We start from the raw sequence: 25651 nt of genomic DNA on the forward strand, positions 1-25651 counted from the left end.
GGTATGCCCCGGGCCGGCCGTTGAGGCACCGCCGAGCAGCGCAGCGGCAGGCGGAAAAAGGGCCGCGCGTGTTTGAGCGCAACGCAGTGGAGCGAGTTTGCGCGGACCCCGCCTGTCGCGAGCAGCGCAGGGCAGCCGCGAAGCGGCTGGTGACGTCGGCCGGCCCGGGGCATACCGCCCGCCGCCGCCACCCCGAAGGTGAGGGCCGTCCATGACCGACGTAGTCCTCCAGCTCCTCAACGTGGAAAGCGCCTACGGCCCCATCAAGGCCATCCGAGGCGTCAGCCTCAAGGTGCGCGCCGGCGAGATCGCCACCGTGCTGGGCTCCAACGGCGCCGGCAAGACCACCATCTTGAAGACCATCTCCGGCATCATCGATCCGCGCAAGGGCAGCATCGAGTTCAAGGGCAGCAACATCACGGCCCGGGACCCGGCGCACATCGTCCAGCAGGGCCTGAGCCACGTGCCCGAAGGCCGCGAGGTCTTCCCGCTGTTGTCCGTCAAGGACAACCTCCTGATGGGCGCCTACACCCGTCATGACCGCGACGGCGTCGCGCACGACATCGAGACCGTGTTCGGCTACTTCCCGATCCTGAAGGAGCGCGCCGCGCAGGACGCCGGCCTGCTCTCGGGCGGCCAGCAGCAGATGCTGGCCATCTCGCGCGCGATCATGGCCGCGCCGCACCTGATCCTGCTCGACGAGCCCAGCCTGGGCCTGTCGCCCAAGCTCACCAAGGAGATCTTCGAGATCGTGGTGCGCATCAACCGCGAGCGCGGCACCACGATCCTCTTGGTCGAGCAGAACGCCAACATGGCGCTCAACGCCTCCGACTACGGCTACGTGCTCGAGAACGGCCGCATCGTGATGGAAGACACCTGCGAGCGGCTGCGCGAGAAGGAGGACATCAAGGAGTTCTACCTCGGCCTCAAGGACGACGGCGTGCGCGGCGAGCGGCGCTGGAAGAAGAAGAAGACCTGGAGATGAGCCAATCCATGCACGCCAAGGCACCTGCCGGCCTTTGGGACCTGGGCCGGATCGGGGCCCGCACCGACATCGTGGTCCCGGGGGAGACCATGCCCGCGATGTTCTGGAACGCGGCCCGCCTGCGCGGCGACACCGTCTGGATGCGGCAGAAGAAGCTCGGCATTTGGCGCAGCTGGACCTGGAAGCAGACCGCCGACGCGGTGGCCGAGATCGCCGGTGGCCTGATGGCGATCGGCTTCGCGCCGCACGAATGCGCCTCGATCCTGTCGAATACGGTCATCGAATGGGTGCTGTGCGATCTCGCGGTGCTCAGTTGCGGCGGCGTGGCCAACGGCATCTACCCGACCGATGCCGCCTCGCAGGTGCACTACCTCTGCGAGGACTCACGCACCACGGTGCTGTTCGTCGAGGACGACGAGCAGCTCGACAAGGCGCTCGAGGTGCGTGCGGGCCTGCCGCTGCTGCGCAAGATCGTGGTCTTCGACATGGAAGGCCTGCGCGACCTCCGTGATGCCGACGTCATCAGTCTTGACGCCCTGCGCGCGCTCGGCCGCGACTACCTCGCGGCCCATCCGCAGGAGCTCGAGCAGCGTGTGGCCGCCTGCCGCCCCGAGGACCTGGCGATCCTGGTCTACACCTCGGGCACCACCGGCAAGCCCAAGGGCGCGATGCACAGCCACCGCGGGCTGGTCTACACCACGCGCGGCTACAACACGCTGGTGGCGCAGGATGAGCACGACGAGCGCATGTGCTTCCTGCCCCTGTGCCACATCGCCGAGCGCATGGGCGGAGAGTACTTCGCGATGTACACCGGTTCGATCCTCAACTTTGTCGAGAATCCCGAGACCGTGCCCGAGAACGTGCGCGAGATTGCGCCCACCGTGTTCACCGCGGTGCCGCGCGTGTGGGAGAAGTTCTATTCGGGCGTGATGATCGCGCTCAAGGAAGCCAGCCGCGTGCAGCAGGCGGCCTACGGCTGGAGCATCGGCGTCGGCGCCGACATCGCCGGCCGCGTGCTGGCCGGCCAGCCCGTCGGGGGCCTGCTGCGCTTCAAGTTCCTGCTTGCGCGCAAGCTGGCGCTGGACAACGTGCGCAAGCTGATCGGCATCCACCGCGCGCGCTTCCTGGTGACCGGTGCGGCGCCGATCTCGCCCGAACTCGTGAAGTGGTACCTGGCGCTCGGCGTGCCGATGCTCGAAGTCTGGGGCATGACGGAGTCCTGCGGCGCCGCCACCGGCGTGCCGGCCGGACGCATCAAGCCCGGCGCCATCGGCCCGGCCGCCGGCTACAACGAAGTGCGCATCGACTCCGCCACCGGCGAGATCCTGGTGCGCGGCACCAACGTCTTCATGGGCTACCTGAACCTGCCGGAGAAGACGGCCGAGACCATCGATGCCGAGGGCTGGCTGCACACCGGCGACGTCGGCACGGTCGACGAGGACGGGTATTTCCGCATCACCGACCGCATGAAGGACATCATCATCACGGCAGGCGGCAAGAACGTCACGCCGAGCGAACTCGAGAACGAGCTCAAGTTCAGCCCCTACATCACCGACGCGGTGGTGATCGGCGACGCCAGGCCCTACCTCACCGTGATCGTCATGATCGACCAGGAGAACGTCGAGAAATTCGCCCAGGACCATGACGTGCCGTTCAGCAACTACCAGAGCCTCACGCGCACGCAGGAGGTGCAGGACCTGATCCAGGCCGAGCTCGATCGCGTCAACGCGAAGTTCGCGCGGGTCGAGCAGATCAAGAAGTTCTTCCTTCTCGAAACGCAACTCAGCGCCGAGGACGAGGAGCTCACGCCGACCATGAAGCTCAAGCGCAAGCTGGTCCAGACCAAGTACGCCGAGCGCATCGACGCCATGTACGCGTAGCCGCCATTCTTCCGCCAACCTAGAGGAGACACTCCGTATGAAGACCCAGACTCTGATCCCCCTGGCCGCCGCGGCCGGTCTCGCGCTGGGCGCCGGCCTGGCCAGCGCGCAGCAGCAGGGCGTGAGCAAGGACGAGATCCGCATCGGCACGATCCAGGACCTCTCCGGCCCGCTGGCCGGCTTCGGCAAGCAGTCGCGCAACGGCATGCAGCTCGCGGTGGACGAGCTCAACGAGCAGGGCAGCGTGCATGGCCGCAAGCTCAAGCTGTTCGTCGAGGACTCGGGCTACGACCCCAAGAAGGCCGTGCTGGCGGCGCAGAAGCTGGTCAACCAGGAAAAGATCTTCATCATGGCGGGCCACATCGGCACCGCGCAGAACATGGCGGCGATGCCGGTGCAGTTCGAGAAGAACATCGTGAACTTCTTCCCGATCACGGCGGCGCGCGAGATGTACGAGCCGCTCAACCGGCTCAAGTATTCCTTTGCCGCGACCTACTACGACCAGATCCGCATGGCGCTGCCCAAGATGATCAAGGACAAGGGCGCCAAGAAGGTCTGCACCATCTACCAGGACGACGAATTCGGCCTCGAGGTGCAGCGCGGCGCCGAGGCCGGCCTCAAGGCCGCGGGCATGGAACTGGCGGAGAAGACCTCCTTCAAACGCGGGGCGACCGACTTCTCCTCCCAGGTCGCCAAGATGAAGGCTGCCAACTGCGACCTGGTGGTGCTCGGCACCATCATCCGCGAGACCATCGGCACCGTGGGCGAGGCGCGCAAGACCGGCTTCAACCCGACCTTCCTGGGGTCGAGCGCGGCCTATACCGACCTGATCCACAAGCTGGGCGGCAAGCCGATGGACGGCATTTACGCCACCATGACGGTGCAGAACCCCTACACCGACGAGCAGTCGCAGCCGCTGCGCTTCTGGGCCAACAAGTACAAGACCAAGTTCAACGAGGACCCGACCGTGTTCTCGGTCTATGGCTATTCGATCATCCAGGACTTCATCCAGGCCGCGAACAAGGCCGGGCCGAACCTGACCACCGACAGCTTCATCAAGGCCATGGACGGCAGCACCTTCGAGCCCGACATGTTCGGCAGCCCGAAGATGACTTTCAGCGCCACCAAGCGGCTGGGCAATGACCAGTCGCGGCTGTCGCAGATCGTCGACGGCAAGTGGAAGGTGGTGTCGGACTACCTGGCGCCTTGAACGTCCGGCGACCCGCGCGAGGACGCCGCGAAGCCGCCTGAGGGCGGCTTCCTTTCTTGCGCGAGCGAAGCCTCAGCGGGTGCTTCGCCTCGATGCCTTCAGTGGACGCAGGCCGTGGATCACGTGGTCCGCGAAGGCTTCGGCGATCGCATCGCCCTGTGTTTCGCCCTTGTCGGTGAACCAGCGGTTGATGTTGTTGATCGCCCCCATGAAGAAGAACACCGCGAGCTTGGGGTCGCACGGCGCGATCGCGCCCTCGTCGACGCATCGCCTCACCAGTGCGCGCAGCTGCGTGTCGACCACCCGTCGCCGCTGCTGGATCAGGGCGTTGTGCTGCGCGGTCATCGAGTAGTACTCCGTCAGCACCACGCAGGTGCCCAGCTCGCTGGTCATCTTGCGGATGTAGAGACTGACGAAGAGGCGCAGCGCGTCCAGCGCGGTGGCGCCTTCGGACTCCGCCGTTTCAAGAGCCTCCTCGGCCATGCCGATGGCCAGGCGATGGCATTCATACAGGATCTCGTGCTTGTTCTTGACATAGCGGTACAGCGCCGGCTTGGTCACCGACAGTGCGCTCGCGATGTCGTCGAGCGTGGTGTTGTGGAAGCCCTTCACCCCGAAGGTGCGGCCGGCGGCGGCGATCAGCGCGCGCTTGCGGATCTCGCGCGGGTCGGGCGTTCCGGCCAGCGCGTTGTTCCAGCGGGCGGCCTTCGGAGTCGGTTTGGATCTGGGCGTTGTGACCATGGCTTGGGTGCGATTGTCGGTCACCCGCATGCGGGGTCTGCCCGCTTGACGGCGCTGGTGAGGCTCTCTATATTAACGCGGAGTTACTGCAAAGTAACTTGTATTGACTCAACAGAAAAATCACGGGATCGCAGCCCGCGCGCCGGCATCCCTCGGAGACCACCATGGCATTTCCTCGCTCCCTGGGCGTTGCGGCGGCATTGGCCGTTTGCGCGCTCGCCGCCGCGGCGCAGTCGCAGCCGCCGATCCGCATCTCGCACATCGATACCTTCTCGGGGCCGACCGCCTCGACGGGGGTGACGGTGTCGAAGACGCTGCTCTACGCGGTGAACCTGATCAACGAGCGCGGCGGCGTGCTCGGCCGCAAGCTCGAAGTGGTGCCGATGGACAACGGCGGGGATCCGGCGAAGGCGATCGCGATGCTCAACAGCACGGTCGACCAGAAGATCAGCTTCATGGTGCAGGCCGGCAACTCCGGCATCGCCGGCGCCCTGGAGGGCGCGGTCGACAAGCACAACGATCGAAATCCGCAGTCGCGGGTGCTCTACCTCAACTATGGCTCGGCGCTGCCCGAACTCACGGGGGAGAAGTGCAGCTTCTGGATGTTCCGCTTCGAGGCGCACCAATTGATGAAGATGTATGCCATCGCCGACTACGTGAAGCAGAACCCGAAGATCAAGAAGATCTACCTCATCAACCAGGACTATGCCTTCGGCCGCTCGGTCAGCGCCGACGCGCGCGAGATCATCGGCAAGGCCCGGCCGGACGTGCAGTTCGTCGGCGACGATTTCCATCCCTTCGGCAAGGTGAAGGACTTCTCGCCCTACGTGCTGAAGATCAAGCAGTCCGGGGCCGATACGGTGCTCACCGGCAACTGGGGCAACGACCTCTCGCTGCTGGTGCGGGCCAGCAAGGAGTCGGGCCTGAACGCGCGCTACCTGACCTACTACGGCGGCCTGTTCGGCGTGCCGACGTCGATCGGAGCGGCCGGCGAGGACACCGTGTTCCAGATCGCTTCGTGGCATCCGAACGTGCCGGTCGAGGACAAGCAGCCCGCGCTCGAGAAATACCAGAAGGACTTCAAGGCCAAGTTCGGCGAGGACCTCTACTACACCTCCATCCTCGTGCAGATGGACATGCTGGCGCGCGCCATCGAGAAGGTGGGCAACGCCACCGACCTCGTGAAGATCGCGCAGGCGCTCGAAGGCATGGACTACGACTCGCCCTTCGGCAAGATCCAGATGCGCAAGGCCGACCACCAGGCCACGCACCCGCTCTACATCACTCAGCTCGTGAAGGGCGTGAAGTACGACGCCGAAGGACTGGGGATGGGCTGGAAGACGGTGGCCAAGGTGCCGGGTCCGGTCACCGAGCTGCCCGTCAACTGCAAGATGAACCGTCCGGACTGAGGTTCGCGTGCAGGACATCGGCGCCGGGGAGCAGGGCAGGGTCGCGGTGGTCACCGGCGGCGCGTCGGGCCTCGGCGCAGCCACCGCGAAGGCGCTGCGCGCGGCGGGCGCGTCCGTCGCGCTCATCGACCGCGATGCAGCGGCCGTCGAGGCGGCCGCCGCGGCGCTGGGTGCCATCGGCTTCGCGGCCGACGTGGCCGATGCCGACCGCATCGAGTCCGTGTTCGGCCAGGTCGCCGAGCGGCTGGGGCGAACCGGCATCCTGGTCAACTGCGCCGGCATTGCCGACCCGGGGAGCGTGGTGCGCCGCGGCGTCGCCATGCCGCTGGCCGAGTTCCGGCGCGTGATCGAGGTCAATCTGCTGGGCGCCATCAATTGCATCCGCTGCGCCGTGCCGCAGATGATCGAAGGGCGCGTGGGCGAGGCCGAGGCCGGCGTGATCGTCAACACCGCCTCGATCGCCGCCTTCGACGGCCAGATCGGGCAGGCCGCCTATGCCGCGTCCAAGGGCGGCGTGGCCGGCATGGTGCTGCCCCTGGCACGCGAGCTCGGCGAGCACGGCATCCGCGTCATGGGCATCGCGCCTGGCGTGTTCGAGACGCCGATGACGATGAGCCTCGCGCCGCGATCGCGCGAGGTGGTGTTCGCCGCCGTGCCGCCGTTCCCGAAGCGGCCCGGCCAGGCCGGCGAGTTCGCGGCGCTGGTGCTTGCCATCGTCGGCAACCCGATGCTCAACGGCGAAGTGATCCGCCTCGACGGCGCGCTGCGCATGCCGGCGCGCGTCTGAACGCCGCCCACCAAGGAGAAACGATGCAGATCGAAGGAACGGTGGCCGTCGTCACCGGCGCGGCCTCGGGGCTGGGACGGGCCACGGTGCGGCGCCTCGTGGCGCAGGGCGCCCGCGTGGCGGCGCTGGACCTGGCCGGCGCGCCGCTCGATGCGCTCGCCGCCGCGCAGCCGGTGCTGGCCATCGGCGGCGACGTGAGCGCAGCCAGCGACATGGAAGCGGCCTTCGCGCAGGTGCGCGCAGCGCTCGGCCTGCCGCGCATCCTGGTCAACTGCGCCGGCGTGCTGGGGCCCGCGCGCGTGTTTCGCACCGACAAGGCGACCGGCCGCCTGGTGCCGCGGGAGCTCGAAGTCTTCCGCCGCGTCATCGACATCAACCTGGTCGGCACCTTCAACACCATTCGACTGTTCGCCGAGGGCCTGAGCGACGACCACGCCGCCGACGGCGAGGACCGCGGCGTGGTCGTCAACACCGCCTCGGTCGCGGCCTACGAGGCGCTCTCGGCGCAGGCGGCCTACGGCTCGTCGAAGGCCGGCGTGGCCAGCATGACGCTGCCGCTGGCGCGCGAGCKCGCGCGCTTCGGCATCCGCGTGGTGGCGCTCGCGCCGGGCACCTTCGAGACCGGGATGTACGAGGTCGTGCCCACGCACACGCGGCGCACGCTGATCGACGACGTGCCCTTTCCGCCGCGTCCCGGCCGGCCGGAGGAGTTCGCCCACATGGTGCAGGCGCTGACCGAGAACGGGATGATGAACGGCTCGGTGGTGCGCATCGACGGCGCCGTGCGCATGCGCGAGCCGACCACGGCGCGCGAAGGGAGGCCGGCGGCATGAGCGGTCCGACTTTCACCGACGCGCTGCGCCTGGAGGCGCTCTACGGCGATCGGCTGGTGCCGTGCTACGCCGAGCGGCCGCGCAACCTCGACGCGATGCTGCGCGCGTCGGTGGCCCTGCGCGGCGACGCGCCGGCGGTCGAGGACGGCGCCGTGACGTTGAGCTACCGCATGCTCGACCGCCTGGCCGACCGGGTCGCGAGCGGACTCGCCGCGCGCGGCGTGACGAGCGGCGACCGGGTCGCGCTGTTCGTCGGCAATCGGTCCGAGTTCATCGTGCTGCTGGCCGGCATCTGGCGGCTCGGCGCGATCGCGGTGCCGATCGGCACCCGGCAGAGCGCGGCGGAGCTCGGCTACATGCTCAACCAGTGCGGTGCTGCGGCGCTGGTGTTCGACGCCTCCCTGGCCGACCGGCTGCCGCCGCCGGCCGACATGGCCGGCGTGCATTGCACCGTGTGCATCGAGGAGCGCGGGCTCGATGCGGCGCTGCGGCCGGGCGCGCTTTCGTATGCGGCACTGCTGGCCGCCGGCGACGATGCGCCGGTCGGCGCGGACTTCGAAGACACCCGGCCCGCCTGCATCATGTACACCTCGGGCACCACGGGGCACCCGAAGGGTGCGGTGCTGTCCCACCTGGGCTTCTTTCATACCGCGCGCCACTACGTGCGCCGCTTCGGCTACACCGCCGACGACCGCATGCTGCTCGCGATCCCGGCTTCGCACATCTCGGGCCTGCTGGCGGTGGTGGTCGTCGCGCTGCAGGTGGGCGGCTGCCTGGTGTGCCTGCGGCAGTTCGGCGCGGGCGAGGCGTTGGCCGAAATCGAGGCGCGGCGCGTCACGGCCGCGGTCATGGTCCCGGCCATGTACAACCTCTGCCTGCTGCATCCCTCGCTGCCCGGGCGCGACCTGTCGTGCTGGCGCATCGGCCATTTCGGCGGCGCAGCGATGCCCGAGATCACCATCGCGCGACTGGCAGAGGCATTGCCCGGCCTCGCGCTCTACAACGGCTTCGGTGCCACCGAGACGACCTCGGCGGTCACGCTCACCGAGCGCGGCGACGCGGCGCGCAAGCCCGACACCGTCGGCACCGTGGTGCCATGCGTCGATATCCGCGTGCTCGACACCGCCGGTCGAGAAGTGGCCAGCGGCGAATCGGGCGAACTGTGGATCCGAAGCCCCGGCAACGCCATCGGCTACTGGGCCAACCCCGAGGCCACGCGGGACGCGTTCGTGGCCGGCTACTGGCGCTCGGGCGACATCGGCAGCATCGATGCCGAAGGCTTCGTGCGCGTGTTCGACCGCATCAAGGACATGATCAACCGCGGCGGTTTCAAGGTGTACTGCGTGGAGCTCGAAAACGTGATCCAGCGCCACCCGGGCGTGATCGAGGTGGCCGCGGTCGCGAGCCCCTGTCTGGTGCTGGGCGAGCGCGTGCACGTGTTCGTGCATGCCACCGAGCCCGTGGATGCCGAGGCCGTGCGTGCGCTGTGCCGTCGCACGCTGGCCGACTACAAGACACCCGATTTCGTCACCGTCAGCGCGACGCCGCTGCCGCGGAACCTCAACGGCAAGCTCGTCAAGGCACCGCTGCGCGAGCAGGCGCGCGACGCCGCCCGGCAGCTTGCCGCCATCAACTCAGAAAGAAGTGCATGACTCCCACCCCGGTCTACATCCTCGGCGGTCACCAGACCGATTTCGCACGCCACGCGTCGCGCGCCGGCGATGGCCTGTTCGAGCTGATGCGCGACGCGGTGCAGGGCGCGCTCGCCGATGCCGCGCTGGAGGCGCGCGAGATCGAATCCGGCCATGTCGGCAATTTCGTCGGCGAGCTCTTCGCCGGGCAGGGTCAGCTGGGCGGCATGCTCGCGGCGATCGACCCCGGCTTCTACGGCACGCCCGCGGGGCGGCACGAGGCGGCCTGCGCGTCGGGCAGCATCGCGATGCTGGCCGCCACGGCCGAGATCGAGTGCGGCCGCTACGATTGCGTGCTGGTCACCGGCGTGGAGCTGGAGCGCAACGTGCCCGGCGCCGTGGCCGCACAGCACCTGGGTGCCGCGACCTGGGTGGGCGAGGAAGGCGCCGGGGCGACCTACGTGTGGCCGCACATGTTCCATCGGGTCGGGCAGGAGTATGAGCGGCGCTATGGACTGAAGTACGAGCATCTGGCGCGCATCGCCGAGATCAACATCTCGAACGCGCGCCGCAACCCGTTCGCGCAGACGCGAGCGTGGGACTACACCGAGGCCAGCTTCACCGCCGACGATGCAGCCAATCCCGTGATCGAGGGCATGATCCGGCGCCAGGATTGCGGCCAGGTCACCGACGGCGCCGCAGCCGTGGTTCTCGCGTCGCCGCGCTTCGCCGAGGCATGGGCCAGGCGGCGGGGCCAGTCGCTGGACGCGCTGCCGCGCATCGCCGGCTGGGGTCACCGTACGGCGCACCTGAAGCTCGATCCCAAGCTGCAGGCCAGTGCCGGCCAGGCCTACGTGTTCCCGCATGTGCGCGAGGCGGTCCAGGGGGCATTCCGCCGCGCCGGTATCGCGGACGTGTGGCAGCTCGACGGCATCGAGACGCACGATTGCTTCACCACCACCGAGTACATGGCGATCGACCACTTCGGCATCACCGCGCCAGGCGAGAGCTGGCGCGCGATCGAGGCCGGCACCATCGAACGGGGCGGCCGCCTGCCGGTCAATCCGAGCGGCGGGCTGATCGGCCTGGGCCACCCGGTGGGCGCCACCGGCGTGCGCATGGTGCTCGACGCCGCGCGCCAGGTGGCGGGGCGGGCCGGCGATTGCCAGGTCGAGGGCGCCCGGCGCTTTGCGACGCTCAACATCGGCGGCAGCGCCACCACCGTGGTGAGCTTCATCGTCGAGCGCAACGCCTGAGAACACAGCCTCCGGGGGCACGGCACCCCCGGGGCGGGGCCGGCTTATTCTTCGACGAAGGCCTCTTCCCGCTTGGCCTTGATCGACGGCAGGAGCACGATCCCGAGCAGCAGGCAGGCCGCCACCAGCAGCCCGGCCGACAGCGGCCGCGTCACGAACACGCTCCAGGTGCCGCGCGACAGCAGCAGCGCACGGCGCAGGTTCTCTTCCATCATCGGCCCCAGGATGAAGCCCAGCAGCAGCGGCGCCGGCTCGGTCCGCAGCTTGATGAACAGATAGCCGATGAAGCCGAAGGCCGCCACCATCCAGATGTCGAAGGTGTTGTTGTTGGTCGAGTACACGCCGATGGCGCAGAACAGCACGATGGCCGGGAACAGGAACTTGTAGGGCACCGTCAGCAGCTTGATCCACATGCCGATCAGCGGCAGGTTCAGGATGATCAGCATCGCGTTGCCGATCCACATCGAGGCGATCAGGCCCCAGAACAGCTCGGGGTTGCTGGTCATCACCTGCGGACCGGGCTGGATGTTGTGGATCGTCATCGCGCCGACCATCAGCGCCATCACCGCGTTGGGCGGGATGCCCAGCGTCAGCAGCGGGATGAAGGAGGTCTGCGCGCCGGCGTTGTTGGCCGACTCGGGCGATGCCACGCCGCGGATGTTGCCCTTGCCGAACGGCACTTCGCCGGGCCGCATGCGGATCTTCTTCTCGAGCGCATAGGCCGCGAACGAAGCCAGCAGTGCGCCGCCGCCGGGCAGGATGCCGAGCGCCGAGCCCAGCGTGGTGCCGCGCAGCACCGCGGGTGCCATGTTCTTGAAGTCGTCCTTGGTCGGCCACAGGCCCTTGACCTCGGAGGTGAACACCTCGCGCTCCTCGTCGGGCTGCGAGAGGTTGCCGATGATTTCGCCGTAGCCGAACACGCCCATCGCGATCACGACGAAGCCGATGCCGTCGGTGAGTTCAGGAATGTCGAAGCTGAAGCGCGCCACGCCCGAATTGACGTCGGTGCCGACGATGCCGAGCAGCAGGCCCAGCACGATCATCGCGACCGCCTTGAGCAGCGAGCCCGAGGCCAGCACCACGGCGCCGATCAGGCCCAGCACCATCAGCGAGAAGTACTCGGCCGGGCCGAACTTGAAGGCCAGTTCGGTCAGCGGCGGCGCGAAGGCCGCCAGGATCAGCGTGCCGACGCAGCCGGCGAAGAACGAACCCAGGCCGGCCGCGGCCAGCGCAGGCCCCGCTCGCCCCTGTCGCGCCATCTGGTAGCCGTCGATGCAGGTCACGACCGAGGACGATTCGCCCGGCAGGTTGACCAGGATGGCGGTGGTGGAGCCGCCGTACTGGGCGCCGTAGTAGATGCCGGCCAGCATGATGAGGGCCGACACCGGCGGCAGCGCATAGGTCGCGGGCAGCAGCATCGCGATGGTGGCGACCGGGCCGATGCCCGGCAGCACGCCGATCAGCGTGCCGAGAATACAGCCGACCAGGCAGTACAGCAGGTTGGTGAAGGTGAAGGCGACGCCGAAGCCGATCGCGAGGTTGTGAAACAGTTCCATGGCGGTGTCCTCAGCCCGAAATGAAGGTGGGCCAGACCTGGATCTGCAACTTGAGCGCCCAGATGAACGCCACGTAGCTGCCTGCCGCCAGGATGGTCGAGAGAACCAGCACGTCGCGCAGCTTGAAGTGCTCGCCCGCGAGGCTGGAGATGATGGTGAGCGCGTAGATCGCGATGATCATGCCCATGGCCGGCACGCCGATGCTCGGCAGGCCGCCCAGCAACACGCCGAAGGCGAGGTTGGCCGCGATGACGAAGAACAGCGGTTTCCAGGCCCATTTGCCGATCGGGTCGCCGTCGACCGTCTCGACCACCAGCGACTGGAACATCACCAGGGCGCCAAGCACGGCCAGCAGAATGCCCAGCATGAGCGGAAAGTAGCCGGGCCCCATGCGGGCCCCATCGCCGATGTTGTAGGTGGTGGCGCCGATGGCAAACGCCGCCCCCACCGCTGTGAACATGACTCCTGAAAAGAAGTCGGCCTGACTCTTGATGCGCATTGTCTCGATCCTCGTTGAAGTGCCTCGAGGGTCGTCGCCAGCGCCTGACGGTGGACTGACCAGCACTGTACGGACTTCCACGTACCGAGCGCTGGCGCGCCAACGAAAAAGGCTCCCGAAGGAGCCTTTTTTGCTTGAAGCTGGGGAGGGCTTAGTAGCCGCCGCGGCCACCGCCGCCGCCGCCGTAGCCGCCACCGCCGCTGCGGTTGCCGCCGCCGCCACCACCGTAGCCGCCACCACCGCCGCCGCCGCCGTAGCCGCCGCCACCGCTGCGACCACCACCGCCGCCGCCGAAGCCGCCGGGCGAACGGGGCTCCATCGGACGGGCTTCATTGACGGTCAGGCTGCGGCCGTCGAGTGCTTGGCCGTTCAGGCCTTCGATGGCAGCCAGCGCTTCCGCGTCGGTGCCCATTTCGACAAAGCCGAAGCCCTTGGAGCGACCGCTGTCGCGTTCCATCATGACCTTGGCGCTGGCGACCGAGCCGTACTGGCTGAAAGCCTGTTCGAGGTCGTTGTCGCGGATGGAGTAAGCGAGGTTGCCTACGTAAAGTTTCTTGCCCATGGAGGGACTCCTAATCAAACCAAAAAAACAAAGCGATGGAGTCCCAGTATCACAACAAACATAAGTGGCGCTGTGGCGCGAAACTGACCGATCACCGGTTCACGAAACTGGCAGTGACTGCCAGAAACGCTCCAGCATTGTCGTGCACTATCAGACTTTTGTGTGAACTTCCGCTTGAAATTCGGGTGATTATTTGTTCCGGGGCTAAAAAAAGAGACGAAATCAGCCCGGCGGCCGCCTGCGCAGCGGGTTCAGCAGCCCTTTGAGCCCGTTGTGGTCGATTTCATGCATCAGCGACAGCAGGCGGCCGATTTCCCCGGGCGGGAAGCCTTCGCGGGCGAACCAGGTCAGGTAGTTGCCGGGCAGGTCGGCAATCAGCCGGCCCTTGTATTTGCCGAACGGCATCTCGCGGCTGACGAGTTTGTCGAGGTCCTCGGAATTCATGGTTGCTGTGTCGCCTGGTGGATGGTAGCTATGCTCCGTCATTCTCAACGCCCTATCCGTGCCTCCATCCATGCCATTTCAATCGCTCGGACTCGATCCCGCCCTGGTGCGCGCCGCCACCGACAAGGGCTACGTCGCGCCCACCGCGATCCAGCTCGAAGCCATCCCGGCGATCCTGCAGGGACGTGACCTGCTGGGCGCGGCCCGGACCGGCTCCGGCAAGACTGCGGCATTCTCGCTGCCGCTGCTGCAGGCGCTCGCCGGCCAGCCCCGCCAGTCGCCCCGCCGCCTGCAGGCGCTGGTGCTGGTTCCCACGCGCGAACTCGCCGCGCAGGTCGGCGAGTCGATGCGCAGCCTGGCGCAGCACCTGCCGGCGCCGGTGAAGATCGCGGTGGCCTTCGGCGGCGTCTCGATCAACCCGCAGATGATGGCGCTGCGCGGCGGCGCCGACATCATGGTCGCGACGCCGGGCCGCCTGCTCGACCTGATCGACCATCGCGCGCTCAGGCTGTCGTCGGTGGCGACGCTGGTGCTCGACGAGGCCGACCGCCTGTTCGATCTCGGCTTCGCCGAGGAACTGGGCCGCATCCTGGCGCTGTTGCCGGCGCGGCGCCAGAACCTGCTGTTCTCGGCCACCTTCCCGCAGGCGATCCAGTCGCTGGCCGACAGCCTGTTGAAGGAGCCGGTGCGCGTCGAGGTGGAGGCCGAGCCGGCCGGGGAGCCGGCGGCCATCCAGCAGCGTGCGATCGAGGTCGACGCCAGCCGGCGCACCCAGTTGCTGCGCCAGCTGATCAAGGACAGCGGCTGGACCCGCGTGCTGGTCTTCGTCGCCACCAAGCATGGCGCCGAGATCGTGGCCGACAAGCTGCGCCGCGCCGGTGTCGAGGCCGAACCCTTCCATGGCGTGCTGAGCCAGGGCAAGCGCACGCAGGTGCTGGCCGACTTCAAGGCTTCCCGGGTGCAGGTGGTGGTGGCCACCGACCTGGCGGCCCGCGGCATCGACGTCGCGCAGTTGCCGGTGGTGGTGAATTTCGACCTGCCGCGCTCGTCGGTCGACTACGTGCACCGGATCGGCCGCACCGGCCGGGCCGGCGAAAGCGGCGTCGCGGTGAGCTTCGTCAGCGCCGCGACCGAGGCGCATTTCAGGCTGATCGAGAAGCGCCAGGGCCTCAACGTGCCGCGCGAGCGGGTGGCAGGATTCGAGCCGGTCGAGGTGCCGCCGCCCGCGCCCGCGGGCGACCCGGGCACCGGCGGTGTCAAGGGCAAGCGGCCGAGCAAGAAGGACAAGTTGCGCGCGCTTCAGGCCGCGGCGCGCGATCGGTAGGGGCCCGGGCGGCTGTCGTCATTCCCGCGGCGGCCGCTTCGCGATGCCCATGGTCTTGGCAAGGATGCCGAGCATCACCTCGTCGGCGCCGCCGCCGATCGAGGCCAGGCGGCCGTCGCGGAAGAGCCGCGAGACCCGGTTCTCCCAGGTGAAGCCCATGCCGCCCCAGAACTGCAGGCAGGTGTCGGACACCTCGCGCGTGAGCCGGCCGGTCTTGAGTTTGGCCATCGACGCCAGCTCGGTCACGTCCTGGCCCTGCACGTGCAGGTCGCAGGCGCGGTAGGTCAGCGCGCGCAGCGCTTCCACCTCGGTCTTGAGTTCGGCCAGCTTGAACTGCACCCACTGCTGGTCGGCCAGCGTGCCGCCGAACAGCTTGCGCTGCTGCGCCCATTCGATGGTGTCGGCGATGCACTCGTCCAGCGGCGCCAGCGAACTGGCCGCGCACCACAGGCGCTCTTCCTGGAACTGCTGCATCTGGTAGACGAAGCCCTGGCCTTCCCCGCCGATGCGATAGCGCTGCGGCACCCGGACCTCGTCGAAGTAGATCAGGCCGGTGTCGCTCGAGTGCATGCCGATCTTGCGGATCTTCTTCGCCTTTTCGATGCCGGGGCTGTCCATCGGCACCATGATCAGCGACTTGTTGCGATGCGCGGGGCCGTCGCTGGTGTTGACCAGCATGCACATCCAGTCGGCCTGCAGGCTGTTGGTGATCCACATCTTCTGGCCGCTGATCAGGTAGTCGCCGCCGTCTTTTCGCGCATGGCTCTTGAGGCCGGCGACATCGCTGCCGGCGCCGGGTTCGCTGACGCCGATGCAGCCCACGGTCTGGCCCGCGATCGCGGGCGCCAGGAACTCGCGGCGCAGTTCGTCGCTGCCGAAGCGGGCCAGCGCCGGGGTGCACATGTCGGTCTGCACGCCGATGGCCATCGGCACGCCGCCGCAGCTCACGTGGCCCAGCGCCTCGGCCATCGCCATCGCGTAGGAGTAGTCGAGGCCGGCGCCGCCGTATTCCTCCGGCTTGTTGAGCCCGAGCAGGCCCAGCGCGCCGAGCTTGGCGAACACCTCGTGGGCCGGGAAGTTCTCGGCCGCCTCCCATTCGTCGACGTGGGGATTGATCTCCTCGTCGATGAAGCGGCGCATCGTCTTCTGGATCTCGAGGTGTTCGTGCGTGTAGTTCATGCCTGGTTCCGGTCGGTCCTGCTGTGATCGTGGACCACTCTAGGCCGGGCCGGCCGGGCGCGCTTGCGGGAAGTGGCTAGCGCCCGCGGCCGGTGTCGACCGCAGGCAGCCCAGGCCCTCGAGCGTGGCCCCGACAGCGAGGTCGATCGGCGTGTGCGGCTCGCTGCCGAGCAGCGCCAGCAGCCGCGCGTTGTCGAGGCGCACCGGCTGCTGCCAGAGGTAGCGCATCTCGCGCAGCTCGCGAATCACGGGCACCAACGGTGAGGCCAGTGTGACCAGCCACCAGGGGAAGCGTCGGACGGGCAATTCGGGCTGGCCGCTGGCGCGCCGGATCGCCGCCTGCATCCGGGTGCCGTCGGCGTCCCAGTGGCCGCCCATGTGGAAGCTGTCGAAGGCTTGCAGCGCAGCCTCGCGCTCGACCAGTTGCGCGATGGTCTCGGCCACGTCCGGCAGGTAGGCCCATTGGTGGCCGATGCCCGGCCGCGCCGGGTCGGTGATCGCGGCCAGCGGCTGGCCGGGCTTGACGAGGCCCTGCGAGAACCAGTTGTTGCCGGCGTGCGGGCCGAAGAAGTCGCCGGCTCGCACGATCAGCGTGCGCACGCCGCGCTCGGCCGCCGCGCGCAGGCGCTGCTCCATCTGCACGCGGATCGCGCCCTTGCGCGTCTGCGGGTGCTGCGGCGCGCTTTCGGCGATGTCGGGAAAGGCATCGGGCCCGTAGTTGTAGACCGTGCCGGGCAGCACGATGCGGGCGCCCGAGCCTTCGGCTGCGCGGATCGTGCTCTCGAGCATCGGCAGCACCAGCGTATTCCAGTGGCGATAGCCCGGCGGGTTGACCGCGTGCACGATCAGCGAGGCGCCGCGGGCGGCGGCGACCACACGGTCGGCGTCCATCGCGTCGCCCGCCAGCCATTGCGGCTGCGTCGTGCCGGCCGGCCACTGTGCCGCCGCCTTGGCCGGGTCGCGCGCCAGGGCTCGCACCTGCCAGCCGCGCCGCAGCAGCGCCGCCGTGGTTTCACCGCCGATGCCGCCCGTTGCACCCAGCACCAATGCCGTTCCTCGTTCCATGACCGGTTCCTTTCGTTGAGGAACCCATTCTTGAAGCGGGCGAGGATAAACGCAATTGTCATAACGCTGCTATCGGCTAGTATGAAATGTATGAGCAAAAATCCCTTGGACTGGGAAAACCAGCGCGCCTTTCTCGCGGTGCTGCGCGAGGGCAGCCTGTCGGCCGCGGCGCGGGCGCTGGGCGTCGCGCAGCCGACGGTGCGGCGCCGGCTCGAAGCGCTGGAGCGCTCGATCGGCGTCGCCCTCTTCACGCGCTCGCCCAGCGGCCTGTCGCCGACGGAGGCCGCGCGCGAACTCGGCGGCCATGCCGAGGTGATGGCCGCCGCGGCCGAAGCCTTCGCACGGACGGCTTCGGCGGACACCGACGCCGCCCACGGCACGGTGCGCATCACCGCCAGCGACGTGGTCGGCGCGGAGGTGCTGCCGTCGGTCCTGGCCGGGTTGCGGGAGACCCAGCCGGGCCTGGCGTTCGAACTCAGCCTGACCAACCGCAACGAGGACCTGCTGCGGCACGAGGCCGACATCGCGGTGCGGATGGTGCGGCCCACGCAGGCCGCGATGGTCGCCACACGGGTCGGCGTGGTCGAGCTGGGGTTGTTCGCCAAGGCGGGCTATCTGGAGCGCCATGGCACGCCGGCCGGCCTCGAAGACCTCGATCGCTTCGCGCTGATCGGGCCGGACCGCGAGACCGCCGACCTGCGCGCCTTGAGCGCGCTCGGCCTGCGCCTGGCGCGCCCGAACTTCAGTTGCCGCACCGACAACCAGCTCGCGCAGCTGGGCGCGATCCGCGCCGGCCTCGGGATCGGCATCTGCCAGAAGGCGATCGCGCGGCGCGATCCGACGCTGGTGGCGGTGCTGCCGGAGGCCTTCGGCTACGGCCTGGACACCTGGGTCACGATGCACGAGGACCTGCGCCGCGTGCGCCGGGTGCGCGCGACCTTCGAGCACCTGGTCGGCGCCCTGTCGGCCTACTGCGCCACCTGACGACGCCTCAGCGCTGCGGCCGGATCCGGTACAGCGCGTTGTTGCGGTCCGCCGTCATGTAGATCGTGCCGTCGCTGCCGACCGCCACGCCGGTCGGCACATAGGGGGGCGGCATGCCGGGGCCGGCCTCGAGGCCGATCGGCAGGTTCTCGGCCACGGTGCGGCGGCTGCCGCTCACGGGGTCGATTTCGACCAGCCGCCGGGCCGCGCTTTCGGCCACGATGAAGGTGCCCCACGGCGTCTGCGCCACGCCTTCGGGCATCGCCAGCCCTTCGGCCACCGGGCGCAGCGGCGCGCTGGCGTCGAGCGGGATGCGCGTGAGCTTGCCCGCGGCCTCGGTGACATAGAGCGCGCCGTCGCGGCCGACGATCATCTGCACCGGCCCGCCGAGCCCGCTGGCCAGCACCTCCCGGTCCTCGAACTTGGGACCCTTGGCGCGCGTCACGCTGCCGGTCGCGATCTCGGCGTAGATCACGCTGCCGTCGGCCATCGGGATCGCATCGACCGGCCCCTTCAGGCCATGCAGCGTGCCGGTGGTCTTGAGCGTCTTGCGGTCGACCAGCTGCACCGTGCCGGTGAACCACGACGTGAGCGCGAAATGCGTGGGTGACAGGCCGACTGCGAACGGGTATTCGAGCTCCGGGTCGCGCTGCATCCGGAAGATGTCGCGGACCGCACCGGTCGTGGCATCGACCTGCCGGAAGCCGAACACGTCGGCCACCCAGAGCTCGTTGCCGTCGATCTTGAGGCCGGCCGGCACCGCCAGCTTGCCGCCGGTGAGCAGGCGCAGCGCGCCGGTCGCCGGATTGAAGGCCTCGACCGAGTTGTCGGCCATGTTCGAGACGTAGACGGTGCCTTCGGGCGCGATCGCCAGGTTGTCGAGCGAGGGCTTGAGTTGCTTGACCACGGTCTTGCGGCCGGTCGCCAGATCGACCCGGACCAGCTCGCCGCTGCGCGCATCCACCACCCACAGGTTGCCCTTGCCGTCGAGATTGGCGGCGGCCGGAATCTTGAAGCCCTCTGCGATCACGGTCATGGCGCCGTTCGAGGGGTCGATCTTCACCACCTGGCCTTTGAACCACAGCGGGCCGTAGAGCAGGCCGTCGGGCCCGACCTCGAAGCCGTTGAAGCCGCCCATGTCCTTCTTGATCAGCCGCGGCGGCTTCTGGCCGGCGGGGTCGATCTCCCACAGCGCATCGCCCAGGAACACCTGCGACGCATAGAGCTTGCCGTTGCGGCGATCGAAATCGAGCGAGTTGAGGCCCGGCAGCTCCTTGGCGACCACGCGCATCGGCGCGCCATCGTTGTCGCGCAGGCGCAGCATGCCCATCAGGTAGTTGGTCCACGCGAGTTCGCCCTTGGGACCGACCGCGATGTCGTCGGCCTGGCCTTCGGGACCTTTGACCAGCACGCGGGCGGCGCCGGTCTGGCGATCGACCTCCCACAGCGTATTGCCGACCACCGAGCCGGCGAGCAGCCGTCCCTGGCGGTCGATCGCCAGGCCGTGCACGCCCGAGAAGGCAGAAGGGGCAACGATCGCCTCGGGCGGGGCCCAGGCGGCGGGGCGCGTGGGCGCGGTCGTCGTGCAGGCGCCGAGGACGAGCGTCGACGCCATCAGGAAGCCGCTCAGGATACGGTTCATGTTGTCTCCTCGTTGTGTCCGGACCCTAACAGCGGCGCGCCGCATTGCAGTCACGAACGAGACAAGCGTGGGGGCCCATCAAGCTCTGAAGCGCTTGCGCGTGAGGGCCAGCGCGATCCAGAACGCGACCACCGTGTAGGCGACCAGCACCAGCGCGTGCCGCCACCAGTCGGCCGGCCACTGGTCCATGAAGAGCGGCCGCACCAGCGCCACGGCGCTGGAAAGCGGCAGCCATCCTGCGATCGTTCGCACCACGCCCGGCAACTGCTCGAGCGGGAAGAACACGCCCGACAGGAACATCATCGGCGTCATGAACAGCGTGAAGTAGTAGGTGAAGAAATCGTAGCCCTTGGCCAGCGCATTGAAGATCAGCGCGATGCACGAGAAGGTGATGCCGACGCCGACCAGCACGAACCAGGCGACGATGAGCTTCGGGCTGTGGCTGATGCCCAGCGCCAGCATCACGAACAGGATCGCGGTGGTGGTGAAGATGGCCTTGAAACCGGCCCACAGCATCTCGGCCAGCACCACGTCGTCGAGGCCCACCGGCGCGTTCATGATGCCGTCCCAGGTCTTCTGCACGTGCATGCGCGAGAAGGCCGAATAGAGCGCCTCGAACGAGGCCGCGTTCATCGCGCTCATGCAGATCGAGCCGCTGGCGAGGAACAGGATGTAGGGCACCGCGGTGCCGTCCACCTGCACCTGCCCGACCAGTGCGCCCATGCCATAGCCGAAGGCCACCAGCCAGATCAGGGGCTCGGCGATGTTGCCGATCAGGCTCGGGATCGCGAGCTTGCGCCAGACCAGGAGATTGCGCAGGAACACCGGCCACCAGCGCATCGAAAGCTCGGGCGCGCGCCAGACCGAGGGCGCCGGTGGCGTGGGCGGGAGATCCGCCAGCGAGGAAGTCGTCGAGTTCGCCATGTCGGTCAACCATCCTCCCGGATCTGTCGGCCGGTCAGCTTGAGGAACAGATCCTCGAGATTGGCCGGCCGGTGGAAGGTGCGCAGGCCGCTGCGGTCGCCCAGCGCCGCCATCAGGCCGCGCGCGTCCTGGGTGTAGAAGAATACCGTCTCGCCGCTGACCTCGACGCGGGCCGCGAAGTCCTTCAGCGGCGAATGCGCCAGTTCGAGCGCGCCGTCGCCGTAGAGCTCGACCACGTCGGGCTCGAGGTGCTCGGCGATCAGGTCGCGCGGCCGGCCCTCTGCGATCTTGCGGCCATGGTCGAGCACCAGGAGCCGCGAGCACAGCCGCTCGGCCTCGTCCATGAAGTGGGTCGTGAGCAGGATCGACTTGCCTTGCTGCAGCAGCACCTGCAGCCGCTCCCACATCAGGTGCCGCGCCTGCGGATCCAGCCCGGTGGTCGGTTCGTCGAGCATCAGCAGCTTCGGGTCGTTGACCAGCGCGCGTGCCAGCGAGAGCCGCCGCCGCATGCCGCCCGACAGCTCGCCGGGCTTCGCGTGGGCCTTGTGCGACAGCGCCGCGAATTCGAGCAGCTGCGGAATGCGCGGCGCGATCTCGCTGCGGCGCATGCCGAAGTAGCGCGCGTAGACCATCAGGTTCTCGGCGCAGCTGAAGTCGGGGTCGAGCGTGTCGAACTGGCTCACCACGCCGAGCTGCGCCTTGATGGCGCGCGCGTCGCGCGGCATCGAGAGGCCGCCGAGCGCCTCGATCGTGCCGCCGTCGGCCGCGGTGAGGCCCAGGCACATGCGGATGGTGGTGGTCTTGCCGGCGCCGTTCGGGCCGATCACGCCGAGGCATTCGCCCGGCGCGATCTCGAAGGACAGGTCGTCGACGACCGTGGTGTCGCCGTAGCGCTTGCGCAGGTGGCTGGCGTGGAAGAGGGGAGTCGGCACCGGCGCATTGTGGCGCAAGCGCGAGCGACGCCTGGCCTCAGAGCCGCAGGCCGCTGAACTCGGATTTCATCCAGTCGATGAAGACGCGGGTGCGCGTGGGCAGCAGCCGCGCATGCGGGTAGATCACGCTCACCGGGCGAGGCGGCGCCTCGAAGTCCTCGAGCAGGATCTCGAGCCGCCCCTCGGCCACCAGCGGCAGCACCTGGTAGGACAGGAACATGCCGCAGCCCATGCCGGCCGCGCAGGTCTCGATCGCCGGCGCGATGTGATTGAACTCGATGTTGCCCTTGACCGCGACCGCCAGCGGCCGGCCGTGGTCGCGAAACATCCATGGCCCCGTCGTGTTCGGCTGGACACAGACGCAGTTCGCGCGCGACAACTCGCGCGGATGGCTCGGCCGGCCATGCGCGCGCAGCCAGGCCGGGCTCGCGACCACCACGCGGCGGATGCTGCCGAGTTGCTGCGCCACCAGCGAGGAGTCGTCCAGTGCGCTGATGCGGATGCCGACGTCGACGCCTTCCTCCAGCAGGTTCACGGACCGGTCGTGCAGCAGCACGCTGCAGCGCATCCGCTCGTAGCGCTGCAGGAAGCGAACGATCGCCGGCGCCACGTACATGTGGCCGAACAGCACCGGCGCCGTGACCGTGAGCTGACCCGCGGGCTCGGCCGCGTCGGCCGTGAGCGCCCGGTCGGCGGCGTCGGCGGCGGCGAGCACCTCGCGTGCGCTCTGCAGGTAGTGGCGGCCCTCCTCGGTCAGCGAGATGCGCCGCGTCGTGCGGTGGAACAGGCGCACGCCCAGGTGCGATTCGAGCGCCGCCAGCGACCGCACCACGGCCGGCAGAGAGGCGTCGAGCGCGTCCGCGGCCCGGGTGAGGCTGCCCTGGTCGGCGATCTGAACGAAGGTCTGCATGGCTTTCAGGCGGTCCATGAAGCGATTAGACCGGAAATCGGAGCAGTCAAATGCAATCGGAGTCATTACTCCGGAGTGAGGAACAAACAAGAATCGGCACACCCCCAACGCCTCAGGAGAAAACGCCATGACAACCCCCCGTCCCGCCGCGCCGATCAAGGTCTACAGTTCGACCGTCTCGGGCCATTCCCACCGTGTCCGGCTGTTCCTCTCGCTGCTCGGCCTGCCGTTCGAGACCCTCGAGGTGGACTTGCGCGCGGGCGAGCACAAGCGTCCCGACTTCCTGAGCCGCAACGCCTTCGGCCAGGTGCCCGTGATCGAGGACGGCGACGTCACCGTGGCGGATTCGAATGCGATCCTGGTCTACCTCAACGAGCGCTACGCCGCCGATCCTGCGCGCTGGTACCCGCGCGATCCGCTCGCCGCGGCCCAGGTCCAGCGCTGGCTGTCGGTGGCCGCCGGCCCGCTGGCGGCCGGCCCGTCGGTGGCCCGCGTGATCGTGCTGTTGGGGCTGGCCCGAGACCCGGCCGAAGTGATTGCGCGTTCGCACGACTTGCTGCGCGTGATGGAGGGCGAACTCGCGGCGCGGCCGTTCCTGGCGGGCGCGTTCGCCACCCTGGCCGACATCGCCAACTACAGCTACGTGGCGCACGCGCCGGAGGGCAACGTGTCGCTCGAGGCTTATCCCCATGTGCGCGAATGGCTGGCGCGCGTCGAGGCGCTGCCGGGCTTCGTGCCGATGGCGCGGTCGCGCATCGGGTTGCTCGCATGAACGCCGATTCGACGCCGTCGCCCTGGCACGAGGGCGAGCGCGCCATGCAGGCGCGCGCCGGGGTGCGCGAACGGATGGCGGCCCTCGGGCCACGGGTGATCAGGGATCACATGCCCGACCAGCATCGGGACTTTTTTGCCCAGCTTCCGTTCCTGGTCGCGGGCAGCCTCGATGCCGCCTCGCAACCGTGGGCCGGCGTGCTGGCGGCGCCGCCGGGCTTCGCGCGGTCGCCCGACCCGCAACGCCTGTGCATCGACGCGTTGCCGCTGGCCGGGGATCCCCTCGCGGCGGCGTTGGTGCCCGGCGCGCCGATCGGCCTGCTCGGGATCGAGCCGCACACCCGGCGGCGCAACCGCATGAACGGCGTGGTGGAGGGGGTCGACGCCGCCGGCTTCTCGGTCGCGGTGCTGCAGAGCTTCGGCAATTGCCCGAAGTACATCCAGGCCCGCGAACCGCTCTTCGTGGGCGGCGCGCCGGCGCGGGCGCTGGCGCCACGCGTCGATCGACTGGATGCCGCGGCGCGGCGGCTGGTCGGCCAGGCCGACACCTTCTTCATCGCCACGGCGCATCCGTCGGCCGGGCATGCCGGCGCGGCGCAAGGCGTCGATGTCTCGCACCGTGGCGGCCGTGCGGGCTTCGTGCGCCTGAGCGGCGAGGGCACGCTGACCGTGCCCGACTTCGTCGGCAACAGCTTCTTCAACACGCTGGGCAACATCGCGGTGAATCCGCGGGCCGGGCTGCTGTTCGTCGATTTCGAGCGCGGCGACCTGCTGCAACTCGCGGTCAGCGCGCAAGTGCTCTGGGAGGGACCGGAGCTGGCCGCCTACGAGGGCGCCGAGCGGCTGCTGCGCATGCAGGTGATCTCGGCGTTGTACCGGCCCGCGGCACTGCCGCTGCGCTGGGGCAGCGCGGAGCCGTCGCCTTACCTCGATGCGACCGGGCGCTGGCCGGAGGCCGCCTGACCCGACGCCTCAGCGGAAGACCGGGATCCGCGCGTTGACCGACGGCCGGTAGCGCCAGCCGCGCCGCAGTAGCCGATCGGTGTCGAGGCCGTCGGCCAGCAGCGCCTGGAGCCCGGCCGCCGCGATGGTGCAGGCCAGCGCCTGGCCGGGACAGGCGTGGCGGCCATGGCCGAAGCCCAGGCAGCGCCGCTCGGCCCGCATCGGCTCGAAGGTCGCGGGCGCCGGGTTCAGGGCCGGATCGCGATTCGCGGCAGCGAGCACCAGCAGCACCGCATCGCCCGGCGCCAGCGGGTGGCCGGCGACCGTGGTCGTCTCGGCGACGAAGCGGCGCGTGTTGTGCACCGCGGGATCGTGGCGGGCGACTTCAGCCACCAGCGCGGGCAGAAGCTCCATGCGGTCGTCGATCTTCCGGCGCAGGCCCGGCTCGCGCGCGAGGGCCACCAGGCTGTTGCCCAGCAGGCCGGCCGTGGCTTCGCAGGTCTGGGACAGCAGGCCGACCAGGTTGGCCCGCAGCGCGCGCGATGCGGGCGCCGGCGCGTCGGTCTGCACCGCGGCAACCAGGCTGCCGCGCGGCGCGGGCTGCGCGGCGACCAGGCTCTCGAAGCGGTCCATGAGTCCGGCGGCGGCGACGCTCGCGGTCGCCAGTTGCGCGGCGGTCGACAGCGGCGACAGGCAGGCGACGAAGTCGCGGGTCCATTGCGCGACCTGCGGCAGTTCGGCGTCGGCGAAGCCGAGCAGGTGTGCCACCGCGCTGACCGGCAGCGCGAAGGCGGTCTCTGTGAGGTCCGCAGGGGGCAATCCCGCGGCGACCCGAAGCGTCGCCGCATGTGCCGCGGCGAGATCGAGGCCGGCCAGCGCACGCTGCAGCACCGGCTTGTGCGCCGCATGCGGTGCGCCGTCGTTCATGCGCACCAGCAGGCCGAACAGCTCGCCGGCCGGTGTGCTCGCGAACGCGCGCGGCACTGCCTCGGCGGGCGGCCGCACGCGCAGGGCGTCGTTGGCGAGGATCTCCCGCACCACCTCGGCGCGGCTGGCGATCCACAGGCGCAGCGCGGGGTCGAAGACCAGCGCCGGCCCGCTGCGCAGGCTGGCGTACCAGGGATAGGGGTTGGCATGGGTGACGGCGGCGATCGCGTCGGCGGGCGGGGCGGTGGTGTTCATGCC

24 protein-coding genes are annotated in these 25651 nt (G+C 69.1%); 12 read left to right on the top strand and 12 right to left on the bottom strand.

What is annotated here, in order from left to right:
• The first annotated feature begins 211 nt into the window (after positions 1-211).
• From AC1DYK_RS14285 to AC1DYK_RS14295, 3 genes are read left to right on the top strand one after another with little or no spacing between them, the layout of a single operon-like run.
• Entirely contained in the window at positions 212-985 is a 774-nt protein-coding gene (locus tag AC1DYK_RS14285; RefSeq protein WP_478166923.1) for an ABC transporter ATP-binding protein, read from the top strand.
• The gene (locus AC1DYK_RS14290) at positions 982-2865 is read left to right on the top strand and encodes an AMP-dependent synthetase/ligase (RefSeq protein ID WP_478166924.1); all 1884 of its coding nucleotides are present in this window, start codon (positions 982-984) and stop codon (positions 2863-2865) included. Before AC1DYK_RS14285 ends, AC1DYK_RS14290 begins: the two co-directional genes overlap by 4 nt.
• 37 nt (positions 2866-2902) lie before the next feature.
• Positions 2903-4075, top strand: coding sequence for an ABC transporter substrate-binding protein (locus tag AC1DYK_RS14295; RefSeq protein WP_478166925.1), 1173 nt, complete (start codon positions 2903-2905; stop codon positions 4073-4075).
• Positions 4076-4147: 72 nt separating this feature from the next.
• Here AC1DYK_RS14295 and AC1DYK_RS14300 read toward each other — a convergent pair whose 3' ends face one another.
• Positions 4148-4816 (bottom strand): TetR/AcrR family transcriptional regulator, encoded by a 669-nt coding sequence (locus AC1DYK_RS14300; RefSeq protein ID WP_478166926.1) that lies wholly within the window; start codon positions 4814-4816, stop codon positions 4148-4150.
• 164 nt (positions 4817-4980) lie between these two features.
• On the opposite strand from AC1DYK_RS14300, the gene AC1DYK_RS14305 reads away from it, so the two are divergent.
• Genes AC1DYK_RS14305 through AC1DYK_RS14325 form a run of 5 tightly spaced genes read left to right on the top strand, consistent with a single transcriptional unit; the run spans position 4981 to position 10732 of the window.
• Positions 4981-6225, top strand: coding sequence for a branched-chain amino acid ABC transporter substrate-binding protein (locus AC1DYK_RS14305; RefSeq protein WP_478166927.1), 1245 nt, complete (start codon positions 4981-4983; stop codon positions 6223-6225).
• 7 nt (positions 6226-6232) lie between these two features.
• Positions 6233-7012: an SDR family NAD(P)-dependent oxidoreductase gene (locus AC1DYK_RS14310; RefSeq protein ID WP_478166928.1), complete on the top strand. Its 780-nt coding sequence runs from the start codon at positions 6233-6235 to the stop codon at positions 7010-7012.
• Between the two features lie 23 nt (positions 7013-7035).
• Positions 7036-7845 carry an SDR family NAD(P)-dependent oxidoreductase gene (locus tag AC1DYK_RS14315; RefSeq protein ID WP_478166929.1) on the top strand — a complete coding sequence of 270 codons (810 nt, stop codon included), beginning with the start codon at positions 7036-7038 and terminating at the stop codon, positions 7843-7845.
• Positions 7842-9497 carry a class I adenylate-forming enzyme family protein gene (locus tag AC1DYK_RS14320; RefSeq protein ID WP_478166930.1) on the top strand — a complete coding sequence of 552 codons (1656 nt, stop codon included), beginning with the start codon at positions 7842-7844 and terminating at the stop codon, positions 9495-9497. Before AC1DYK_RS14315 ends, AC1DYK_RS14320 begins: the two co-directional genes overlap by 4 nt.
• Entirely contained in the window at positions 9494-10732 is a 1239-nt protein-coding gene (locus AC1DYK_RS14325) for an acetyl-CoA acetyltransferase (RefSeq protein ID WP_478166931.1), read from the top strand. Before AC1DYK_RS14320 ends, AC1DYK_RS14325 begins: the two co-directional genes overlap by 4 nt.
• 44 nt (positions 10733-10776) lie before the next feature.
• Here the strand turns inward: AC1DYK_RS14325 and AC1DYK_RS14330 are convergent, their stop codons facing one another.
• The 4 genes from AC1DYK_RS14330 to AC1DYK_RS14345 form a co-directional block, all read right to left on the bottom strand.
• Positions 10777-12288, bottom strand: a complete 1512-nt coding sequence (locus AC1DYK_RS14330; RefSeq protein ID WP_478166932.1) for a tripartite tricarboxylate transporter permease — start codon at positions 12286-12288, stop codon at positions 10777-10779.
• A 10-nt stretch (positions 12289-12298) separates the two neighbouring features.
• A complete protein-coding gene (locus AC1DYK_RS14335) occupies positions 12299-12787 on the bottom strand; it encodes a tripartite tricarboxylate transporter TctB family protein (protein ID WP_478166933.1) in 489 nt (162 codons plus the stop codon).
• A gap of 151 nt (positions 12788-12938) precedes the next feature.
• The gene (locus tag AC1DYK_RS14340; RefSeq protein ID WP_478166934.1) at positions 12939-13349 is read right to left on the bottom strand and encodes an RNA recognition motif domain-containing protein; all 411 of its coding nucleotides are present in this window, start codon (positions 13347-13349) and stop codon (positions 12939-12941) included.
• Between the two features lie 222 nt (positions 13350-13571).
• A complete protein-coding gene (locus AC1DYK_RS14345; protein ID WP_478090482.1) occupies positions 13572-13793 on the bottom strand; it encodes a DUF3820 family protein in 222 nt (73 codons plus the stop codon).
• 70 nt (positions 13794-13863) lie between these two features.
• Between AC1DYK_RS14345 and AC1DYK_RS14350 the strand changes: the two genes are divergently transcribed.
• Positions 13864-15117 (top strand): DEAD/DEAH box helicase, encoded by a 1254-nt coding sequence (locus tag AC1DYK_RS14350; protein ID WP_478166935.1) that lies wholly within the window; start codon positions 13864-13866, stop codon positions 15115-15117.
• Between the two features lie 18 nt (positions 15118-15135).
• Here the strand turns inward: AC1DYK_RS14350 and AC1DYK_RS14355 are convergent, their stop codons facing one another.
• Positions 15136-16296: an acyl-CoA dehydrogenase family protein gene (locus AC1DYK_RS14355; protein WP_478166936.1), complete on the bottom strand. Its 1161-nt coding sequence runs from the start codon at positions 16294-16296 to the stop codon at positions 15136-15138.
• A gap of 39 nt (positions 16297-16335) precedes the next feature.
• Entirely contained in the window at positions 16336-17361 is a 1026-nt protein-coding gene (locus AC1DYK_RS14360) for an NAD-dependent epimerase/dehydratase family protein (protein WP_478166937.1), read from the bottom strand.
• Between the two features lie 90 nt (positions 17362-17451).
• On the opposite strand from AC1DYK_RS14360, the gene AC1DYK_RS14365 reads away from it, so the two are divergent.
• Positions 17452-18345: a LysR family transcriptional regulator gene (locus tag AC1DYK_RS14365; protein WP_478166938.1), complete on the top strand. Its 894-nt coding sequence runs from the start codon at positions 17452-17454 to the stop codon at positions 18343-18345.
• 7 nt (positions 18346-18352) lie between these two features.
• Here the strand turns inward: AC1DYK_RS14365 and AC1DYK_RS14370 are convergent, their stop codons facing one another.
• The 4 genes from AC1DYK_RS14370 to AC1DYK_RS14385 form a co-directional block, all read right to left on the bottom strand.
• Positions 18353-19987, bottom strand: a complete 1635-nt coding sequence (locus AC1DYK_RS14370) for a Vgb family protein (RefSeq protein WP_478166939.1) — start codon at positions 19985-19987, stop codon at positions 18353-18355.
• Between the two features lie 78 nt (positions 19988-20065).
• Positions 20066-20911 carry an ABC transporter permease gene (locus tag AC1DYK_RS14375; RefSeq protein WP_478166940.1) on the bottom strand — a complete coding sequence of 282 codons (846 nt, stop codon included), beginning with the start codon at positions 20909-20911 and terminating at the stop codon, positions 20066-20068.
• A 5-nt stretch (positions 20912-20916) separates the two neighbouring features.
• Positions 20917-21843 carry an ATP-binding cassette domain-containing protein gene (locus AC1DYK_RS14380; protein ID WP_442282107.1) on the bottom strand — a complete coding sequence of 309 codons (927 nt, stop codon included), beginning with the start codon at positions 21841-21843 and terminating at the stop codon, positions 20917-20919.
• Between the two features lie 37 nt (positions 21844-21880).
• Entirely contained in the window at positions 21881-22771 is an 891-nt protein-coding gene (locus tag AC1DYK_RS14385) for a LysR family transcriptional regulator (RefSeq protein ID WP_478166941.1), read from the bottom strand.
• Between the two features lie 109 nt (positions 22772-22880).
• Here AC1DYK_RS14385 and AC1DYK_RS14390 point away from each other — a divergent pair, with 109 nt between their 5' ends.
• A complete protein-coding gene (locus tag AC1DYK_RS14390; RefSeq protein WP_478166942.1) occupies positions 22881-23525 on the top strand; it encodes a glutathione S-transferase family protein in 645 nt (214 codons plus the stop codon).
• Positions 23453-24487, top strand: a complete 1035-nt coding sequence (locus tag AC1DYK_RS14395) for a flavin-nucleotide-binding protein (RefSeq protein ID WP_478166943.1) — start codon at positions 23453-23455, stop codon at positions 24485-24487. Before AC1DYK_RS14390 ends, AC1DYK_RS14395 begins: the two co-directional genes overlap by 73 nt.
• Before the next feature lie 9 nt (positions 24488-24496).
• Here AC1DYK_RS14395 and AC1DYK_RS14400 read toward each other — a convergent pair whose 3' ends face one another.
• Positions 24497-25648 (bottom strand): cytochrome P450, encoded by a 1152-nt coding sequence (locus AC1DYK_RS14400; RefSeq protein WP_478166944.1) that lies wholly within the window; start codon positions 25646-25648, stop codon positions 24497-24499.
• Positions 25649-25651 lie beyond the last annotated feature (3 nt).

The organism is Variovorax sp. P2_H12 (assembly GCF_056403395.1).

Bases quoted from the DNA above. Each gene is read 5' to 3' on its own strand.
- AC1DYK_RS14390 (WP_478166942.1), top strand. From the start codon at position 22,881: ATGACAACCCCCCGTCCCGCCGCGCCGATCAAGGTCTACAGTTCGACC.
- AC1DYK_RS14340 (WP_478166934.1), bottom strand. From the start codon at position 13,349: ATGGGCAAGAAACTTTACGTAGGCAACCTCGCTTACTCCATCCGCGAC.
- AC1DYK_RS14325 (WP_478166931.1), top strand. From the start codon at position 9,494: ATGACTCCCACCCCGGTCTACATCCTCGGCGGTCACCAGACCGATTTC.
- AC1DYK_RS14345 (WP_478090482.1), bottom strand. From the start codon at position 13,793: ATGAATTCCGAGGACCTCGACAAACTCGTCAGCCGCGAGATGCCGTTC.
- AC1DYK_RS14295 (WP_478166925.1), top strand. From the start codon at position 2,903: ATGAAGACCCAGACTCTGATCCCCCTGGCCGCCGCGGCCGGTCTCGCG.
- AC1DYK_RS14360 (WP_478166937.1), bottom strand. From the start codon at position 17,361: ATGGAACGAGGAACGGCATTGGTGCTGGGTGCAACGGGCGGCATCGGC.
- AC1DYK_RS14285 (WP_478166923.1), top strand. From the start codon at position 212: ATGACCGACGTAGTCCTCCAGCTCCTCAACGTGGAAAGCGCCTACGGC.
- AC1DYK_RS14385 (WP_478166941.1), bottom strand. From the start codon at position 22,771: ATGGACCGCCTGAAAGCCATGCAGACCTTCGTTCAGATCGCCGACCAG.
- AC1DYK_RS14395 (WP_478166943.1), top strand. From the start codon at position 23,453: ATGGCTGGCGCGCGTCGAGGCGCTGCCGGGCTTCGTGCCGATGGCGCG.
- AC1DYK_RS14320 (WP_478166930.1), top strand. From the start codon at position 7,842: ATGAGCGGTCCGACTTTCACCGACGCGCTGCGCCTGGAGGCGCTCTAC.
- AC1DYK_RS14335 (WP_478166933.1), bottom strand. From the start codon at position 12,787: ATGCGCATCAAGAGTCAGGCCGACTTCTTTTCAGGAGTCATGTTCACA.
- AC1DYK_RS14370 (WP_478166939.1), bottom strand. From the start codon at position 19,987: ATGAACCGTATCCTGAGCGGCTTCCTGATGGCGTCGACGCTCGTCCTC.
- AC1DYK_RS14305 (WP_478166927.1), top strand. From the start codon at position 4,981: ATGGCATTTCCTCGCTCCCTGGGCGTTGCGGCGGCATTGGCCGTTTGC.
- AC1DYK_RS14365 (WP_478166938.1), top strand. From the start codon at position 17,452: ATGAGCAAAAATCCCTTGGACTGGGAAAACCAGCGCGCCTTTCTCGCG.
- AC1DYK_RS14330 (WP_478166932.1), bottom strand. From the start codon at position 12,288: ATGGAACTGTTTCACAACCTCGCGATCGGCTTCGGCGTCGCCTTCACC.
- AC1DYK_RS14300 (WP_478166926.1), bottom strand. From the start codon at position 4,816: ATGGTCACAACGCCCAGATCCAAACCGACTCCGAAGGCCGCCCGCTGG.
- AC1DYK_RS14350 (WP_478166935.1), top strand. From the start codon at position 13,864: ATGCCATTTCAATCGCTCGGACTCGATCCCGCCCTGGTGCGCGCCGCC.
- AC1DYK_RS14290 (WP_478166924.1), top strand. From the start codon at position 982: ATGAGCCAATCCATGCACGCCAAGGCACCTGCCGGCCTTTGGGACCTG.
- AC1DYK_RS14375 (WP_478166940.1), bottom strand. From the start codon at position 20,911: ATGGCGAACTCGACGACTTCCTCGCTGGCGGATCTCCCGCCCACGCCA.
- AC1DYK_RS14355 (WP_478166936.1), bottom strand. From the start codon at position 16,296: ATGAACTACACGCACGAACACCTCGAGATCCAGAAGACGATGCGCCGC.
- AC1DYK_RS14400 (WP_478166944.1), bottom strand. From the start codon at position 25,648: ATGAACACCACCGCCCCGCCCGCCGACGCGATCGCCGCCGTCACCCAT.